The organism is Bradyrhizobium sp. R2.2-H (assembly GCF_004346455.1).
GTDB lineage: Bacteria > Pseudomonadota > Alphaproteobacteria > Rhizobiales > Xanthobacteraceae > Bradyrhizobium > Bradyrhizobium diversitatis.
In genome coordinates this window covers 390,519-406,323 of record NZ_SMBR01000003.1, presented here as the reverse complement: position 1 = coordinate 406,323, position 15,805 = coordinate 390,519, and the positions used below count along the sequence as shown (strand labels likewise).

The 15,805-nt window shown below is 65.4% G+C and carries 17 protein-coding genes; 10 read left to right on the top strand and 7 right to left on the bottom strand.

Annotated elements, in window-relative coordinates:
• Nucleotides 1-166 precede the first annotated feature (166 nt).
• Nucleotides 167-313 (top strand): hypothetical protein, encoded by a 147-nt coding sequence (locus tag EDE08_RS38335; RefSeq protein WP_165935819.1) that lies wholly within the window; start codon nt 167-169, stop codon nt 311-313.
• A 168-nt stretch (nt 314-481) separates the two neighbouring features.
• Here the strand turns inward: EDE08_RS38335 and ntrC are convergent, their stop codons facing one another.
• Genes ntrC through dusB form a run of 3 tightly spaced genes read right to left on the bottom strand, consistent with a single transcriptional unit; the run spans nt 482 to nt 4,107 of the window.
• Entirely contained in the window at nt 482-1,924 is a 1,443-nt protein-coding gene (ntrC, locus tag EDE08_RS09470) for a nitrogen regulation protein NR(I) (RefSeq protein ID WP_131868637.1), read from the bottom strand.
• A 9-nt stretch (nt 1,925-1,933) separates the two neighbouring features.
• Entirely contained in the window at nt 1,934-3,109 is a 1,176-nt protein-coding gene (locus tag EDE08_RS09465) for a two-component system sensor histidine kinase NtrB (RefSeq protein ID WP_028179545.1), read from the bottom strand.
• Nucleotides 3,106-4,107, bottom strand: a complete 1,002-nt coding sequence (gene dusB / locus EDE08_RS09460; protein WP_207912952.1) for a tRNA dihydrouridine synthase DusB — start codon at nt 4,105-4,107, stop codon at nt 3,106-3,108. The genes EDE08_RS09465 and dusB overlap by 4 nt, the downstream gene beginning before the upstream one ends.
• 278 nt (nt 4,108-4,385) lie before the next feature.
• Here dusB and EDE08_RS09455 point away from each other — a divergent pair, with 278 nt between their 5' ends.
• Together EDE08_RS09455 and EDE08_RS09450 are read left to right on the top strand one after the other, a co-directional pair.
• Nucleotides 4,386-5,567 carry a bifunctional 2-C-methyl-D-erythritol 4-phosphate cytidylyltransferase/2-C-methyl-D-erythritol 2,4-cyclodiphosphate synthase gene (locus tag EDE08_RS09455; protein ID WP_131868636.1) on the top strand — a complete coding sequence of 394 codons (1,182 nt, stop codon included), beginning with the start codon at nt 4,386-4,388 and terminating at the stop codon, nt 5,565-5,567.
• Nucleotides 5,568-5,570: 3 nt separating this feature from the next.
• Nucleotides 5,571-6,179 (top strand): CinA family protein, encoded by a 609-nt coding sequence (locus tag EDE08_RS09450; protein ID WP_131868635.1) that lies wholly within the window; start codon nt 5,571-5,573, stop codon nt 6,177-6,179.
• 22 nt (nt 6,180-6,201) lie between these two features.
• Here the strand turns inward: EDE08_RS09450 and EDE08_RS09445 are convergent, their stop codons facing one another.
• Together EDE08_RS09445 and EDE08_RS09440 are read right to left on the bottom strand one after the other, a co-directional pair.
• Nucleotides 6,202-6,978, bottom strand: coding sequence for a mechanosensitive ion channel family protein (locus tag EDE08_RS09445; RefSeq protein ID WP_131868634.1), 777 nt, complete (start codon nt 6,976-6,978; stop codon nt 6,202-6,204).
• A 150-nt stretch (nt 6,979-7,128) separates the two neighbouring features.
• On the bottom strand, nt 7,129-7,308 hold the full coding sequence (locus tag EDE08_RS09440) for a hypothetical protein (protein WP_061881839.1): 180 nt from the start codon (nt 7,306-7,308) through the stop codon (nt 7,129-7,131).
• Nucleotides 7,309-8,316: 1,008 nt separating this feature from the next.
• Here EDE08_RS09440 and EDE08_RS09420 point away from each other — a divergent pair.
• The 6 genes from EDE08_RS09420 to EDE08_RS09400 are packed head-to-tail and all read left to right on the top strand — an operon-like array spanning nt 8,317 to nt 13,457.
• On the top strand, nt 8,317-9,024 hold the full coding sequence (locus EDE08_RS09420; RefSeq protein ID WP_131868632.1) for a c-type cytochrome: 708 nt from the start codon (nt 8,317-8,319) through the stop codon (nt 9,022-9,024).
• Between the two features lie 8 nt (nt 9,025-9,032).
• Nucleotides 9,033-10,274, top strand: coding sequence for a c-type cytochrome (locus EDE08_RS09415; RefSeq protein ID WP_131868631.1), 1,242 nt, complete (start codon nt 9,033-9,035; stop codon nt 10,272-10,274).
• 19 nt (nt 10,275-10,293) lie between these two features.
• Nucleotides 10,294-10,470 (top strand): hypothetical protein, encoded by a 177-nt coding sequence (locus tag EDE08_RS38330; protein WP_027542758.1) that lies wholly within the window; start codon nt 10,294-10,296, stop codon nt 10,468-10,470.
• Nucleotides 10,467-11,033 (top strand): cupredoxin domain-containing protein, encoded by a 567-nt coding sequence (locus EDE08_RS09410; protein WP_131868630.1) that lies wholly within the window; start codon nt 10,467-10,469, stop codon nt 11,031-11,033. The genes EDE08_RS38330 and EDE08_RS09410 overlap by 4 nt, the downstream gene beginning before the upstream one ends.
• Nucleotides 11,020-12,642, top strand: a complete 1,623-nt coding sequence (locus EDE08_RS09405; protein ID WP_131868629.1) for a b(o/a)3-type cytochrome-c oxidase subunit 1 — start codon at nt 11,020-11,022, stop codon at nt 12,640-12,642. Before EDE08_RS09410 ends, EDE08_RS09405 begins: the two co-directional genes overlap by 14 nt.
• Complete coding sequence (locus EDE08_RS09400; protein WP_165935820.1) at nt 12,642-13,457, top strand: c-type cytochrome; 816 nt, start codon at nt 12,642-12,644, stop codon at nt 13,455-13,457. The genes EDE08_RS09405 and EDE08_RS09400 overlap by 1 nt, the downstream gene beginning before the upstream one ends.
• 159 nt (nt 13,458-13,616) lie before the next feature.
• Here EDE08_RS09400 and EDE08_RS09395 read toward each other — a convergent pair whose 3' ends face one another.
• Together EDE08_RS09395 and lipA are read right to left on the bottom strand one after the other, a co-directional pair.
• Nucleotides 13,617-14,099, bottom strand: a complete 483-nt coding sequence (locus EDE08_RS09395; protein ID WP_131868627.1) for a type II toxin-antitoxin system RatA family toxin — start codon at nt 14,097-14,099, stop codon at nt 13,617-13,619.
• A gap of 6 nt (nt 14,100-14,105) precedes the next feature.
• Nucleotides 14,106-15,062: a lipoyl synthase gene (gene lipA / locus EDE08_RS09390; RefSeq protein ID WP_131868626.1), complete on the bottom strand. Its 957-nt coding sequence runs from the start codon at nt 15,060-15,062 to the stop codon at nt 14,106-14,108.
• A 130-nt stretch (nt 15,063-15,192) separates the two neighbouring features.
• On the opposite strand from lipA, the gene EDE08_RS09385 reads away from it, so the two are divergent.
• Complete coding sequence (locus tag EDE08_RS09385; RefSeq protein WP_131868625.1) at nt 15,193-15,795, top strand: DNA-3-methyladenine glycosylase; 603 nt, start codon at nt 15,193-15,195, stop codon at nt 15,793-15,795.
• The last annotated feature ends 10 nt before the right edge of the window (nt 15,796-15,805 follow it).

The window sequence follows — 15,805 nt, the reverse complement described above, 5'->3', positions numbered from 1 at the left end:
GTGGTGATGAAAACGGGCCCGCGGATGCGCGGATACTGATGTATTCGTACCACATTGTTGCCGAATTGCGACAATTCCGCGGCGCGTCCGCCATGGCGGACCCGCACAATCCACAGGCACATGCTGCCTGGGCGGAACGGATTCCCACCATCCCGGCTTGATCCGCATGGATAGGATCTTTCTCGCGACGATGGTTTCGGCCGTTCTGCTGCTGATCGTGGCCGCCGACCTCTTGGTCAACGGCCTCGGTCTTCAGCAGCCTCTCCTGAATCTCGCGAGCGTGGTGCCAGCACCCGGCGGACCGGTCAGATAGATGTGATGGCCGCGTTGCGGCTGGAACGATCAATTTGAATGTGCGAGCGGAACATTGCAGTCCCGTCGGGACTTCTGCTCACCGCGTCAGCCACAACGGCCAGCGCGATCCGGACAGGCTCAGCTCTGCCTTGGTAGGGGGAGCTGAGCCACCGGCCGCTTCGAGAGACTAGCCCCCGCTCCGATACACCTGGATGTCGAGATCCCGGATCTTCTTGCGAAGCGTATTGCGGTTGAGGCCGAGCAGGTCGGCCGCACGGATCTGGTTGCCGCGGGTGGCGGCGAGCGCGGCCGTGAGCAGCGGCACCTCGATCTCCTTGAGGATGCGGTGATAGAGGCCGGGCGGCGGCACGCCGTTCGGAAAGCCCTGGAAGTGCGAGGACAGATACGCCTCCACCGCGCCGCCGAGATTGTCGACACCCTGCTGGACCGCGGCGCCCGGACTGACCGAGGGCGGCGCAAGCTCGCCGTCGATGACGGAGGCCGTGATCACGTCCTGCGGATAGAGGGCGGCAAGGCGCCGGGCGAGATTTTCCAGCTCGCGCACGTTGCCGGGCCAGCGGTGCTGCTTCAGCCGCTCCAGCGCCAGCGAGTCGAGCTTCTTCGGCGGCAGCCCGTCCTTCTCGGCCAGCGTGAAGAAGTGCCGCACGAGATCCGGCAGATCCTCGATGCGCTCGCGCAAGGGCGGCAGCCGCAACGGCACGACATTGAGGCGGAAGAACAGATCTTCGCGGAACAGGCCCTGCTGGATCAGGACACGCAGATCCTTGTTGGAGGCCGCGACGATGCGCACGTCGGTCTTGATCGGCGTGCGGCCGCCGACCGTCGTGTATTCGCCCTGCTGCAACACGCGCAGCAGGCGGGTCTGCGCCTCCATCGGCATGTCGCCGATCTCATCCAGGAACAGCGTGCCGCCCTCGGCCTGCTCGAACCGGCCGGAGGCGCGAGTGTTCGCGCCGGTGAAGGCACCGCGCTCGTGCCCGAACAATTCGGACTCGATGAGATCGCGTGGAATCGCCGCCATGTTGACTGCAACGAACGGGCCGTTGCGGCGCTTGCCGTAATCGTGCAGCGCCCGCGCCACCAGTTCCTTGCCGGTGCCGGACTCGCCCGTGATCATCACGGTGAGGTCGGTCTGCATCAGGCGCGCCAGCACGCGGTAGATTTCCTGCATCGCCGGCGAGCGGCCGACCAGCGGGATCGCCTCCATCTCGGCGTCCTCGTCCGGCGACGAGGTCCGCTCCTTCGGCTCGGCGAGCGCGCGGCCGACGATGGCGATCAGCTCCTTGAGGTCGAAGGGCTTCGGCAGATATTCGTAGGCGCCGCGCTCGGAAGCGCGGATCGCGGTCATGAAGGTGTTCTGCGCGCTCATGACGATGACGGGCAGATTCGGCCGCATCTTCTTGATACGCGGCAGCAGGTCGAAGGCGTTCTCGTCCGGCATCACCACGTCGGTGATGACGAGATCGCCCTCGCCCTGGCTGACCCAGCGCCACAGCGTTGCGGCATTGCCGGTCAGCCGCACCTCGTAACCGGCGCGGGACAGTGCCTGATTGAGAACGGTGCGGATGGCGGTATCGTCATCGGCTACGAGAATGCTACCTGCGGGCATCGTTGATCCTCATTTTGCCCCCTGTGACGCAGGCGACGACTTCCCGGCAGAGTCGGCGCGACTGCTTTGATCGGCATGTTTCACCGATGTGGAATACATCGGCATCAGCACGCGGAAGGTGGTCTTGCGCGGCTGAGATTCGCATTCGATGATGCCCCCGTGATCGCCGACGATCTTGGCGACCAGCGCCAGGCCGAGACCCGAGCCGGTCTGCTTGGTGGTCACGAAGGGATCGAACAGATTGGGCAGAAGATCGTCCGGCACGCCTGGTCCGTTGTCCTTCACGCAGAATTCCAGCGGCAGGGATACCCTGGATTTTTGACCGGGGACTGACAGGCGCACGCCGGGGCGGAACGCGGTGGTGAGCTGGATCTCGGCGTCGGGAACGTCGATCAGGGCTTCGGCGGCGTTCTTCACGAGGTTGAGGAACACCTGAATCAGCTGATCCTGGTTCGCCAGCACCGGCGGCAGCGAGGGATCGTAATCCTCTACGAAGCGGATGTTGCGGGCAAAGCCCGACTGCGCCAGCCGCTTCACATGGTCGAGCACCGAATGGATGTTGACGGGGCCGCGCACCACGGGACGCTCGTCGCCGAACACCTCCATGCGGTCGACCAGCGTCACGATGCGGTCGGCCTCGTCGCAGATCAACCGCGTCAGCATGCGGTCCTCGGACGAGGCCTGCTGTTCCAGGAGCTGCGCGGCGCCGCGGATGCCGGACAGCGGATTCTTGATCTCGTGCGCCAGCATCGCGGCGAGCGCGATCACCGAGCGCGCGGCGCTGCGATGGGTGAGCTGGCGGTCCATCTTGTCGGCAATGCTGCGCTCCTGGAGCATCACCACGATATGGCCGGGCCGCTCCGTGAGAGGGGCCACGTGCAGATCGACCTGGCGGTCGCCGCCCATGCGCGGCGTGCCGAGATCGACCTTGTATTCGTTGACCGGCGAATTCGACGAGCGCACCTGGTCGATCAGCGCCAGCAAGGGGCTGCCGAAAGGCACCAGCTCCTTCAACGACTGCCGCTTCAGGAACTGCGTCGAGATCTCGAAGAAGGCTTCGGTCGCGATATTGGCGGCGACGATCTTGCCGTCCGGCCCGATCATGAGCACGGGGTTGGGCAAGGCGTCCAGGATCGCGTCGCTGTCGGACTGAAGCGGCCGACGATGTTCAGCGGCTGAGCTCATGCAGCAGCGCTCCATGCGAAGTCGTCGAAGGCGTCTTGCAGTGACTTGTGAACGAGGCGCGGATCCTCCGAGACCAGGATCTTCTGGCGCCAGGATTTCAGCTTCTCCGCCGGCGCACGGCTCGCCTGCGCCGCGACGTCGAGTGCCCAGCTCAGATGCTTGCGGGCATGCCTCAGTCCGATGCGCAGGCCATAGAGCGCGCAGACGCCGTCATAGAGCGTGCGGACATAATGCAGCTGCGTTTCGAGCGAGGGCATCGCTTCCTCGGCCCCGCCCCGCAGGCGGCGGCCGATCTGACCGGGCAGCCAGGGCTGGCCCTGCGCGCCGCGGCCGATCATCACGGCGTCGGCGCCTGAGGCCTCCAATGCTGCGAGCGCCTTCTCGTAAGACGTAATGTCGCCATTGACGACGAGCGGGATCGAGACGGCCTCGCGCACGGCGCGGATCGCATCCCAATCGGCCTCGCCCTTGTAGAATTGGCTGCGGGTCCGGCCGTGGACAGTGACCAGCTTGACGCCGGCGGCTTCCGCGCACCGCGCCAGCTCCGGCGCGTTGCGAGTGCGCTCGTCCCAGCCGAGCCGCATCTTCAGCGTCACCGGCACCTTCACCGCGGCGATCGTCGCATCGATCAGGCTGACGGCATGGTCGAGGTCGCGCATCAAGGCCGAGCCGGACTGGCCGCCGGTGACGTGGCGGGCCGGACAGCCCATGTTGATGTCGATGATATCGGCGCCTTCGGCTTCGGCGATCCGGGCGCCTTCGGCCATCCAGCGCGTCTCGCAGCCGGCGAGCTGGACCACATGCGGGCCGATGCCGGTGGCTTCGCAGCGCAACCGGGACATCCGGTGGCCATTGGCGAGCTCATCGCTCGCGGTCATTTCGGACACGACGAGACCCGCCCCAAGTTCGGCGGCCAGCCGGCGGACGGGCGAGTCAGTCACACCCGACATTGGTGCCAGGAAGACCGGGGTGGCGATATCAATATCACCTATTTTCAACGGCTTAGAGCCGGATACTGCCGAGCCGGTCACAGGGGTCTCGTTGACTGTGCAGGGCTTCATCGCGCCTGCCATGATCTATCTTGCGCACAATTCTTGTGCAGTCAAGCGTCATGCCTACAGTTTAGACAGTTCTGCAGATCTTTCAAGTGCAGTGCAGCAAAATGCTGTTTCCCACAATCCGGGGAAACCCCCTTTTTTTGCGGGCCTGCCGTGCTAGAGGCATGCCGGCAATCCCCTCCCCGACTCCTTGATGAGCAACTGAGTAATTGAGTCCTATGGCGAAATCACAGCGCACCGCGGTCGTTCTCGTCGCAGCCGGGCGTGGACTGCGTGCGGGCGCCGGCGGGCCCAAGCAATATCGCGAGATTGGCGGTGTGCCGGTGATCTACCGCGCCATGGAGGCGTTCAGCCGGCACCCGGAGGTATTTGCGGTGCAGCCGGTGGTGAACCCCGACGACAGCGCTATGTTCACCGCAGCGGTCACAGGGCTAAGGCACGAGCCGCCGACCAATGGCGGCGCCACCCGGCAGGCCTCAGTGCTCGCCGGCCTCGAAGCACTGGCGAAGCACAAGCCGGACATCGTGCTGATCCACGACGCCGCCCGCCCCTTCGTCTCGGCAGGCGTGATCTCGCGCGCGATCGAAGCGGCGGGCCGCGCCGGCGCTGCGATCCCGGTCGTGCCCGTCACCGATACCATCAAGCTCACCGGCGAGGGCGGCAATGTCGAGGACACGCCGGACCGGGCGCGCCTCAGAATCGCGCAGACGCCGCAATCCTTTCGTTTCGACGTCATCCTCGAGGCGCATCGTCGCGCGGCGAAGGACGGGCGCTCTGATTTCACCGACGATGCTGCGATTGCCGAATGGGCGGGATTGACGGTCGCAACCTTTGAGGGCGATGTTGCCAATATGAAGCTCACCACACCCGAGGATTTCGTGCGCGAGGAAGCACGCCTGGCTGCCCTGCTCGGCGACATCAGGACCGGCACCGGCTACGACGTGCACGCCTTCGGCGAAGGCGACCATGTCATGATCTGCGGCGTGCGCGTGCCGCACACCAAGGGGTTCCTGGCCCATTCCGACGGCGATGTCGGCCTGCATGCGCTGGTCGACGCCATCCTCGGCGCGCTCGCCGACGGCGACATCGGCTCGCACTTCCCGCCGAGCGATGCGAAATGGAAGGGCGCCTCCTCCGACCAGTTCCTGAAATACGCCATCGAGCGCGTCGCCCAGCGCGGCGGCCGCGTCGCCAATCTCGAGGTGACGCTGATCTGCGAGCGGCCGAAGATCGGTCCCTTGCGCGACACCATGCGCGCGCGCATCGCCGAGATCTCCGGCGTCGACATCTCCCGCGTCGCGGTGAAGGCGACGACCAGCGAGCGCCTCGGCTTCACCGGCCGTGAGGAAGGCATCGCGGCCACCGCGAGCGCCACCATCCGCCTCCCCTGGAGCATCTAGGCCATGGGCGGCAGCGACGCACGCGCCCTCTCCCGCTCGCTGCTCGATCTGTGCCGGATGCGCAAGCTGACGATCGCGACCGCGGAATCCTGCACCGGCGGCTTGGTTGCCGGCGCACTGACCGACATCCCCGGCTCGTCTGACGTCATTGACCGCGGCTTCGTCACCTATTCCAACGACGCCAAGCGCGCGATGCTTGGCGTCGAGGCAAGCACGCTGACGAATTTCGGCGCGGTCAGCAAGGAGACCGCAACCGCAATGGCGATCGGCGCGCTGGAGCGTGCCGATGTCGATCTCGCCGTCGCCATCACCGGCATTGCCGGCCCCGGCGGCGCCACGCCCGGCAAGCCGGTCGGTCTCGTGCACTTCGCCGCCGCCGCGCGCGACGGCCGCATCATCCATCGCGAGCAGCGTTTTGGCGCGATCGGCCGCAGCGCCGTACGCGCCCGCTCGGTGGTCGAGGCGCTGCGCATGCTGATGGAGCTCGCCCGCGGCCCGCAAGTCGCGGCCAAGCCGCAGCGCACCGCCGCCAGCCGCCTGCGCCCGCGCGTGACCCGCTCGCCGCGCCGGCATGCGGTGAAGCGCAGGCCGCCGCGTTCGCCGCGAGGCTGAAAGACCTGCACCGCCGAAACGCCTACGCCGCGAGCAGCGCGCTGGCGTGGTCGAGCACGCACTGCCTGACCGCGTCCGCCTGTGACGGCTTGGCCTTCGCGCTGACCGTCAACTCCACGATCGGCGACGCCGGATTGGCGACATCGACCACTCTGGAGATGTTGACCGCAGGCGCAGCCTGATCGTCCATGCGGGAGTCATTGCGCAACTCCGTCAGGATCCGATCGGCCAGCGCCGAAGCGGCGCCGGCCGGAACCGGAAACGCCACCTTGACCTCGCCCGTGCCGGGATAGGCGCTGTGGTTGACGATCGCTGCACCCCACACCTGTCCGTTCGGCAGCAGGATCTGCGTGTTGTCGGCCGCGACGAGTTCGGTCATGAACAGCGACAGCGACCTCACCTTCCCCGCCCTGCCCGCGACCTCGACGTCGTCACCGATGCGAAAGGGCCGGAACAACAGCAGCATCACGCCGGCAGCGAGATTGGAGAGCGTACCCTGCAACGCCAGACCAATGGCGAGAGATGTGGCGCCCAGCACGGCGACGAGGCTCGCGGTCTGGATACCGAAGAGCTGCAGCACGGCGATGCCGACCACCGCGAGCACGCCATAGCGCGCAAGGCTGCCCACGAACAACGTCACCAGCGGATCGACGCGATGCGTGACGCTCAGGACGCGCGTGACGAAACGCTGCATCGTGGTGGACAGGTACCAACCGATGGCGAGCAGCAGGATCGCGTAGATCGCGTTCAGCCCATAGAGAACGAGCGAGGCTTTCAGCGTGTCGAAATTGACGATCATGGCGGCTCCAACCAAGGCAATCGGTTGAGAACTCGCTGTCGCGGAAAATGATCCCTTTCGGGACTAGCCAATCGTCAAGCGCCTGACGGGGCATCATGGGTGCGAGCGACGTGAAACCCGGCTGGAATTCCAGGTTCATCGCGCATCCCGTTATTGCGCCGCTCGCTCGACACGACACATGACGGGGAGCTTTTGCTCGATCGCCTTCGCAAGCACCGTCCCCGTGGTCCGTCCGAGCTCTCTCGCGATGGTCGTAATCGGCTTGGTGCCTGCGAGCTCCCTGAGTCGGTTGAGGTCTTCCTCGCTCCACGATTGCTTCCAGCGCGCCATCTGTCCCGTCCAGCTCCGCAGGCCCCCGCGCGCGCCCGACTCATATTCTAGTTGAATACCTTAGTAAATACACCCCTTACAGGTGTACCGCTCGCGGGTAAGGGCGGTTCCGCCGCTGCTCTACTTTTTGGCACGGACCGCACGGGTCACCTTGGCCCGCACGAAGTCTGACTGCTTGATCGTGCGCCCAAGGCTTGCGCGTGACAGCCCATCCCTACCAGCCCTTGTGCTGCCTGTCGGGCAAGACACCCAGCCGGCAGGTCAATCCGCGCCCGTAAAGATATTCTTCTTTACCGAAGTTCGGATTTGGCGTATCCGTCCGTCACCTCATCCCGGTCAGAGGGGCGTATCGCGATCGTCACGACACGCGGGATGAGCTGCGGTGGGCGCAGGCAGCATCGGCGCGACAGGCTTTCGCAGGGCGGGCGACCGTGAGCGACAGGTCTTCGCGCGCACGACCGGTGCGATCTGCGTACGGCAAAACCGTGTCGTCCTGGCGCCCGGGGTCTGTGCGCCAAGTCTTGCGATCAAGTCTTGCGGTGATGTGGCGGCCCGACCGGGCTCGCGCATCAGTCATCTGCAGGGCGACGGGGGCAATAGTGTATCGCTCCCCGGGGAGAGCTCGGCATAAGCCGTCAAACCACTGCGCAGGGAAGGCCGGATGTTTGGCTTCACCTGTATGCCGCTGTGCAGCTTCTCGTAGCGCAACCTTCGCACAGTGAACCGTGGGTGCCCGGCCGGCACCTGGTCTTCCCTGCGCCCTCTGACTGACGAGGGTGTCGAGATGCAGCAAAGCTCGGGCAGGAACTGCCGCGAGAGCGCAGGGTTGTGTCAGATTTTCAAAAAGCACGTAAGTTTTGTCGAATTCGATCGGGATCGCACATGCGAGGGCCGCGACCAAACGTCATCACGCGTGCCCTACCTTGCGCGGGAGCATATTGACGCAATAATGCTCCGCTACGTTGTGATCTGGAATCAACCGGTCCTGTTCTTTGGAGGGTGACGAGAGTGTTCGCTCGCACCATTGCTCTGGCCATCGCCATTGCCAACTTGGCCGCTTTTGATGGTGCGGCCGCACAAACGGCCAACGAGCCACCGGACACGATGGCGGCGCGGGTCGAAGCCTGCACGCCCTGCCACGGCAACAAGGGCGAAGGCACCAGCGACGTCTATTTCCCGCGCCTGGCGGGCAAGCCGGCCGGCTATCTCTACAACCAGCTCCTCGCCTTCCGCAGTGGCCGGCGCAAATATCCGCCGATGAATTATCTCCTGGAGTTTCTGCCCGATCCGTATCTGCAGGCGATGGCGGAGTATTTTGCCAACGAGCATCCGCCGCTGCCGCAGCCGGCGCCGAGCGAGGTCAGCAAGGACGTTCTCGCACAGGGCGAACAGCTCGCCACCAGCGGTGATGCCAATCGCAACATTCCGGCCTGCGTGAGCTGCCACGGCCCCGGCCTGACCGGCATGCAGCCAGGCATCCCCGGGCTGTTGGGCTTGCGCGCCGCCTATATCAGCGCACAGCTCGGCGCTTGGCGCTACGGCACCCGTACGGCCAAGTCGCCGGACTGCATGCAGCTCGTCGCCGGCCATCTCACCGAGGCCGACGTGACGGCCGTGGCCGCCTGGCTCGCGACGCGGCCTGCGCCCGCCAACCCGGCCCCCGTCCCGAAAGGCACCTATGCCCTGCCCTTCGGCTGCGGCAGCCAGCCCAACTGACGAGGCGGATGATGGTCTCGAAACTGTCGGTCACGCTCTTTGCCATCGTCGCGCTTACGACAATTGCGCACGCGCAAGACAAGAGCAGCGATGTCATCGTGCGCGGCGAATATCTCGCCCGGGCCGGCGATTGCACGGCGTGCCACACCGCCCCCGAGGGACGCCTGTTCGCCGGCGGCCGGCCCATGCCGACGCCGTTCGGCACGCTTTACACCTCCAACATCACGCCGGATCCCGACACGGGGATCGGCAAATGGAGCGCCGACGATTTCTACAAGACCATGCACAGCGGCCGCTTCCCGGACGGCGGGCTGATCTATCCAGCGATGCCGTTCGCGTCCTACACCAAGGTCACGCGCGCCGACAGCGACGCGATCTACGCCTATCTGCGCTCGATTCAGCCTGTGAACCAGAAGAACAAGCCGCACGAGCTGCGTTTCCCCTACGACAATCGCCAGCTCATCCTCGGCTGGCGCACGCTGTTCTTCACCGAGGGCGAGTTCAAGCCCGATCCGAAGAAATCCGCGGAATGGAATCGCGGCGCCTACCTTGTCGAGGGCCTCGGCCATTGCGGCATGTGCCATTCGCCCATCAACGCGCTCGGCGGCACCTCGCAATCGGAAGCCTTCAAGGGCGGCCTGATCCCGATGCAGAACTGGTACGCGCCATCGCTCACGTCAAATCGCGAGGCGGGGCTCGGTGACTGGAGCATCAAGGACATCACCGACCTGCTGCAGACCGGCGTTTCCATGCGCGGCGTCGTCTACGGCCCGATGGCCGAGGTCGTGCACAACAGCCTGCAATATCTCAACGACGAGGACACCAGGGCGATGGCGGTATACCTCAAGAGCATTGCGGAGCCCTCGCCTTCGCCGCCGGCGAGAACGACGCTGCCGACGACCGAGAGCAGCCTGCTGATCAGCCTCGGCAAGACCGTCTACGACAAGCACTGCGCGAGCTGTCACGGCACGCAGGGCGAAGGCAAGCCGCCGCACTGGCCGCCGCTCGCCAACAACCAGTCGATCGAGATGCAATCGGCAGTCAATCCGATCCGCATGGTGCTCAATGGCGGCTATCCGCCGGGCACCAAGGGCAATCCGATGCCCTACGGAATGCCGCCTTTCGCAGGGCTTCTGTCCGACAACGAGATCGCCGCCGTCGTTTCCTACATCCGCACCGCCTGGGGCAATCGCGGCACGCCGGTCTCGGCACGCGAGGCCAACGAGCTGCGCTCCGCACCGCTGAACTGAGAGACGCCAGGGATCCACCATGATCAATTCCGACCCGCCGACCAGTCCAGCCGCCGCCGACCAGGCCGTCGAAGAGGTCGTCGCGCAAGGCCCGTCCGGCGCGATCGTGCTCGCGGGCATCGCCACGGCCTGCGTGGTCGCGATGTGGCTCGCGTTCTATCTGTTCGTCTTCCTGCCACGTGGCTCGCTGCAATGAGCGCAGAGGAATCCCATCACGACGGCGCCGAGGTCGCGGCCCGCGTCGAGCGGCGCTGGGCGACCATTTCCGTGATCATCATCGTCGCCATGGCGCTGCTCGCCGCATTTGCCGGCATCCATCGCGCGACCATGCCGCAGCCGCGCGTCGAGACCACCGATCCATCGCGGCTGCATCTCTCCGGCGAATTCGTCGAAAGCAATCTCGGTAGCGTGCTGGAAACCAACGGCAATGTAACCGTGCGTGCGATCGGCCAGCAATATTCCTTCACGCCGGCCTGCATCCTTGTGCCCGCGGACACGCCCATCACGCTCCGCGCCACCAGCGCCGATGTCGTGCACGGCATCCTGATCCAGGGCACCAACGTCAACACGATGCTCGTGCCGGGCTACATTTCCGAGCAACCCATGCGCTTTGCGAGGACCGGCGACTATCTGATGCCCTGCCAGGAATTTTGCAGTTTCGGCCACGAGGGCATGTGGGGCAAGGTCAAGGTGATCGACAAGACCGAATTCGCCGATCGTGCGAAGGGTGGCGGGAGGCTGAGCTGTGTTGGTCAATAGGAAGCTCATCCTCGCCCATTTCTGGCTGGCCTTTGCCGTGTTCGGCATAGCGCTCACGCTCGGCGCCTGGCAGATGTTCATCCGCAGCCCGATCGGCACCTGGCTCTCCAATCCCGAGCTCTATTACCGCTCGCTGACCGCGCACGGCACAGTGATGGGCTACGTCTTCCCGACCCTGGTCGCGATGGGTTTTGGCTACGCCATAGCTGAGTCCGCGCTGGAGCAGCGTCTGGTCGGCGTGCGCTGGGCCTGGGCCGGATTCTGGCTGATCGTTGCCGGCAGCATCATGGCGATGATCCCGATCGCGCTGGGCCGCGCCTCGGTGCTCTACACCTTCTATCCGCCACTGATCGGCAACGTCTTCTACTATCTCGGCGTCGTGCTGGTCGTGGTCGGCTCGTGGATCTGGGTCGCACTGATGTCCGTCAACCTGCGCGTCTGGCGCAAGGCCCATCCCGGCGCGCCGGTGCCTCTGGCGATGTTCGCCAACGTCGCGGGCTCGTATTTGTGGGCCTGGACTGCGGTCGGTGCCGCGCTCGAGCTGTTGCTGCAGATCATTCCCGTCGCGGCGGGGCTGAAGGCCACGATCGATGCTGGCCTCGCTCGCGTGTTCTTCTCCTGGACGCTGCACGCCATCGTCTATTTCTGGCTGATGCCGACCTACATCGCCTATTACACCATCGTGCCGCGCGCGATCGGCGGCCGCCTCTATTCCGACACCATGGCGCGGATCTCCTTCATCCTGTTCCTGGTGGTGGCGATGCCGATCGGCATGCACCACACCTTTGCCGATCCGCAAGTCGGTGCCGGCTTCAAGTTCATCCATTCGGCCTTCACGGCGCTGGTGACGTTGCCGACATTCCTGACGGTGTTCACGATCTGCGCGTCCGTCGAGATCGCCGCGCGCCTGCGCGGCGGGCGCGGCCTGTTTGGCTGGATCAGGGCCCTGCCCTGGGACAATCCGATGATGCTCGCACTCGCCTTCTCCTTCGTCATGCTCGGTTTCGGCGGCGCCGGTGGCCTCATCAACATGAGCTATCAACTCGATGCGTCCATCCACAACACGCAGTGGATCACCGGCCATTTCCACCTGATCTTCGGCGGCGCCATCGTGATCATGTATTTCGCGATCGCCTATGATCTGTGGCCGCATCTGACCGGCCGCGAGTTGATCGATCTCCGGCTGATCCGCACCCAGCTCTGGCTATGGTTCGTCGGCATGATGGTCACCACGTTCCCGTGGCACTGGGTCGGCATTTTGGGCATGCCGCGCCGCATGGCCTATTTCGACTTCGGCGATCCCGGGATCGCGCCGCAGGCGCTCTCCGTCACCCTTTCGGCGATCGGCGGCTTCATCCTGCTGGCATCGGGCATCCTCTTCCTGGTCATCCTGGCGCGCGGCATGCGCGCACCGCAGGCTGATGCCGGCCCGTATCGCTTCGCGCTGGCCGTGCACCAGCCGGCGACCGTGCCGGTCGCGCTCAACACCCACGCGCTGTGGGTGGGGCTGATGATCGCGCTCACCCTCACCAATTACGGCTACCCGATCCTAACGCTGGCGCTGAACGAGGGTACCTCGGTGCCGGCCGTCTATGTGGGAGCGCAGTGATGATCGCGCGCGACCTCTTCACCTTCCGCAACAGGCATTTCACGGCAGCCGTCGGCGTCACCGCCGCGATCCTGATCGTGACTGCGATCGGCGGCTTCATCGTGCTGCCTTTCGCCCAGCCCTGGGTCCAGTTCGCCAATGTCTGGGATGCGATCTGCAGCGCCGCCGGACTGCCGCAGCGGGCGGCGACCGTGGCGGCGCCGGAGCAGACCGGGCGCCTGTCCGAGGTCGTGCTTACCTCCTCCACGCTGGCGCGCCCGAACCAGGAGGCCATCGGCCGCGGCGCCACGCTGGCGCAACGCTGCGCCATCTGCCACGGCCCGACCGGCATCAGCCGCGCGGACTCGCCGAACCTCGCGGGTCAGTATGCGGCGGTGATCTACAAGGAGCTGCACGATTTCCGCTCCGGCGCGCGCACCAATGCCGTGATGTCGCCATTTGCGGTCAACCTGACCGACCAGGAGATCGCCGATCTCTCGATGTACTACGCCTATCTGCCGCGGCTGCCGGCCTACCACCCGACGCCGCAGCTGCCGAAACCCAACATCGTCATCTATGGCGCGCCGATGCGCGGAATCGCGCCCTGCGGCTCCTGCCATGGCAGCCTCGACAACAAGATCGGCAGCCCGTGGCTGGAGGGGCAGTCCGAGGCCTACATGAAGGCGCAGCTCCAGTCCTTCGCCTCCGGTGAACGGCGCAATGACATCAGCCAGCAGATGCGCAACATCGCGCGCGCGATGACGCCGCAGGAGATCGATCAGGCCGCGGCATACTACGCCTCGCAGCCGCCGGACGTGGTGAAGGCGGTGGACTGAGGAAGGTCTCGTACCCGGACGCAGCGCAGCGCTCCTTCAGCGGTGCGCTGCAGAGCCGGGGCCCATCTATCGAGTGAGGAGTCTGTCGCTATGGGTCCCGGCTCTGCGCAGCAACGCTGGTCCAAGGGCGTTGCAGCGCGTCCGGGACACGAGAGCTACCTACGTCGACGCCAGCTTCGGCCGGCCGTAGATCGCGTCCGCCCGCTTCTCGAACGCGGTCGAAAACCGCGCGAACGCGGCGTCGAACATCGAGCCCATCAGCATCGCCAGCATGCGGCTCCTGAACTCGTAGGCGAGAAAGAATCCGACGTCGCAAACGCCCTCACTCCCCTCTTGGCCCTTGGGCTCGAAGGTCCAGCGGTTTTCGAGGTTGCTGAAGGGACCTTGCAGATATTCGACCAGGATCTTCAGATTGGCGCGATCGAGCGTCACGCGGCTGGTGAAGGATTCCTTGACCAGCTTGAACGACACCGTCATGTCGGCGACCAGCACCTCGGTGCCGTCCGGCTTGGCCATGCGCTGGCGCACCTTCAGCGCGCTGCACAGCGGCACGAATTCCGGATAGCGCTCGACGTCGGCGACCAGATCGAACATCTCGGATGCGCTGTGATTGACACGGCGCTTGCTGGAAAAACGGGGCATATCGGTTCAGTGGGCGTTAGCTGCCCGCGCGGCCTTCAGTCTCGCAAAGTCCTCGCCGGCATGATGCGACGAGCGGGTCAGCGGGCTCGCCGATATCATCAGGAAGCCCTTGGTGTAGGCGACCTTCTCGTAAGACGAAAACTCGTCCGGCGGCACGTAGCGCATCACGGCGTGGTGCTTGCGGGTCGGCTGGAGGTACTGGCCGATGGTCAGGAAGTCGACCTCTGCCGAACGCAGATCGTCCATCACCTGGAGCACCTCGTGGCGCTCCTCGCCGAGGCCAACCATGATGCCGGACTTGGTGAAGATGGTTGGATCGAGCTCCTTGACCCGCTGCAACAGCCGGATCGAATGGAAATAGCGCGCGCCGGGCCGCACCGTGAGATAGCGCGACGGCACCGTCTCGAGATTGTGGTTGAACACGTCGGGCTTCGCCGCGACCACGACCTCGAGGGCCCCCTCCTTGCGCAGGAAGTCCGGCGTCAGAATCTCGATCGTGGTCGAGGGGCACGCGGCCCGGATCGCGCGGATGGTCTGGGCGAAATGCTCGGCGCCGCCGTCGGTGAGGTCGTCGCGATCGACCGAGGTGATGACGACGTGGGCGAGGCCCAGCTTGGCCACGGCCTCGGCGACGTTCTGCGGCTCGGCACCATCCAGCGCATTCGGCAGGCCGGTCTTGACGTTGCAGAAGGCGCAGGCCCGGGTGCAGGTGTCACCCATGATCATGAAGGTCGCGTGCTTCTTGTCCCAGCACTCTCCGATGTTCGGGCAGCCCGCCTCCTCGCACACCGTGTGCAGGCCGTTCGACCGCACGATGTTGCGGGTGTCGGCATAGCCGCGGGTATTCGGCGCGCGCACGCGGATCCAGTCCGGCTTGGGCGGCGAAGCGGAATCGGGCCGGTTCACCTTTTCGGGGTGGCGCGGGCGCAGCGGGTTCGAGATGGTATCGACAATAACGACCATGGGGTGTCCGGTCTGTTCAGGTCCTACCTAATCGGTCTGGCTGCCTGCCGCAACCCGGCTCGCGCCGCTTCAGGGAACATGGCAGATATGGGCAATATCCTGCTCTGTTCTCAGTCGATTCTCACCTCGAATGGCTCCAATCTCGAAGGCATCCACACCGCGGCTCGGCAAGCAGCTGAAGCGGACCTTTTTCGGCCGCAGCGTCCACGAGGTCGCCCCCGACCTGATCGGCGCGACCATGCTGGTCAACGGTGTCGGCGGGATCATCGTCGAGGTCGAGGCCTATCATCATACCGATCCGGCGGCGCACTCCTTTCGCGGGCCGACGCCACGGAATCAGGTGATGTTCGGCCCGCCCGGCTTCGCCTATGTCTACCGCTCCTACGGCATCCACTGGTGCGTGAACTTCGTCTGCGAGGCGGAAGGCTCGGCCAGCGCCGTGCTGATCCGTGCACTGGAGCCGACGCACGGCTTGGCTGCGATGCGCCGGCGCCGGCATCTCCAGGATGCGCATGCGCTGTGCTCCGGCCCGGGCAAGCTGACCGAAGCGCTCGGCATCACCCTCGCGCACAACGCGCTGCCGCTGGACCGTCCGCCAATCGCGCTGCATGCTCGCACCGAGGATGTCGAGGTCGCGACCGGCATCCGCATCGGCATCACCAAGGCGGTCGAACTGCCCTGGCGCTACGGCGTCAAGGGATCGAAGTTTCTGAGCAAGCCGTTTCCGAGATGATCGTCATTCC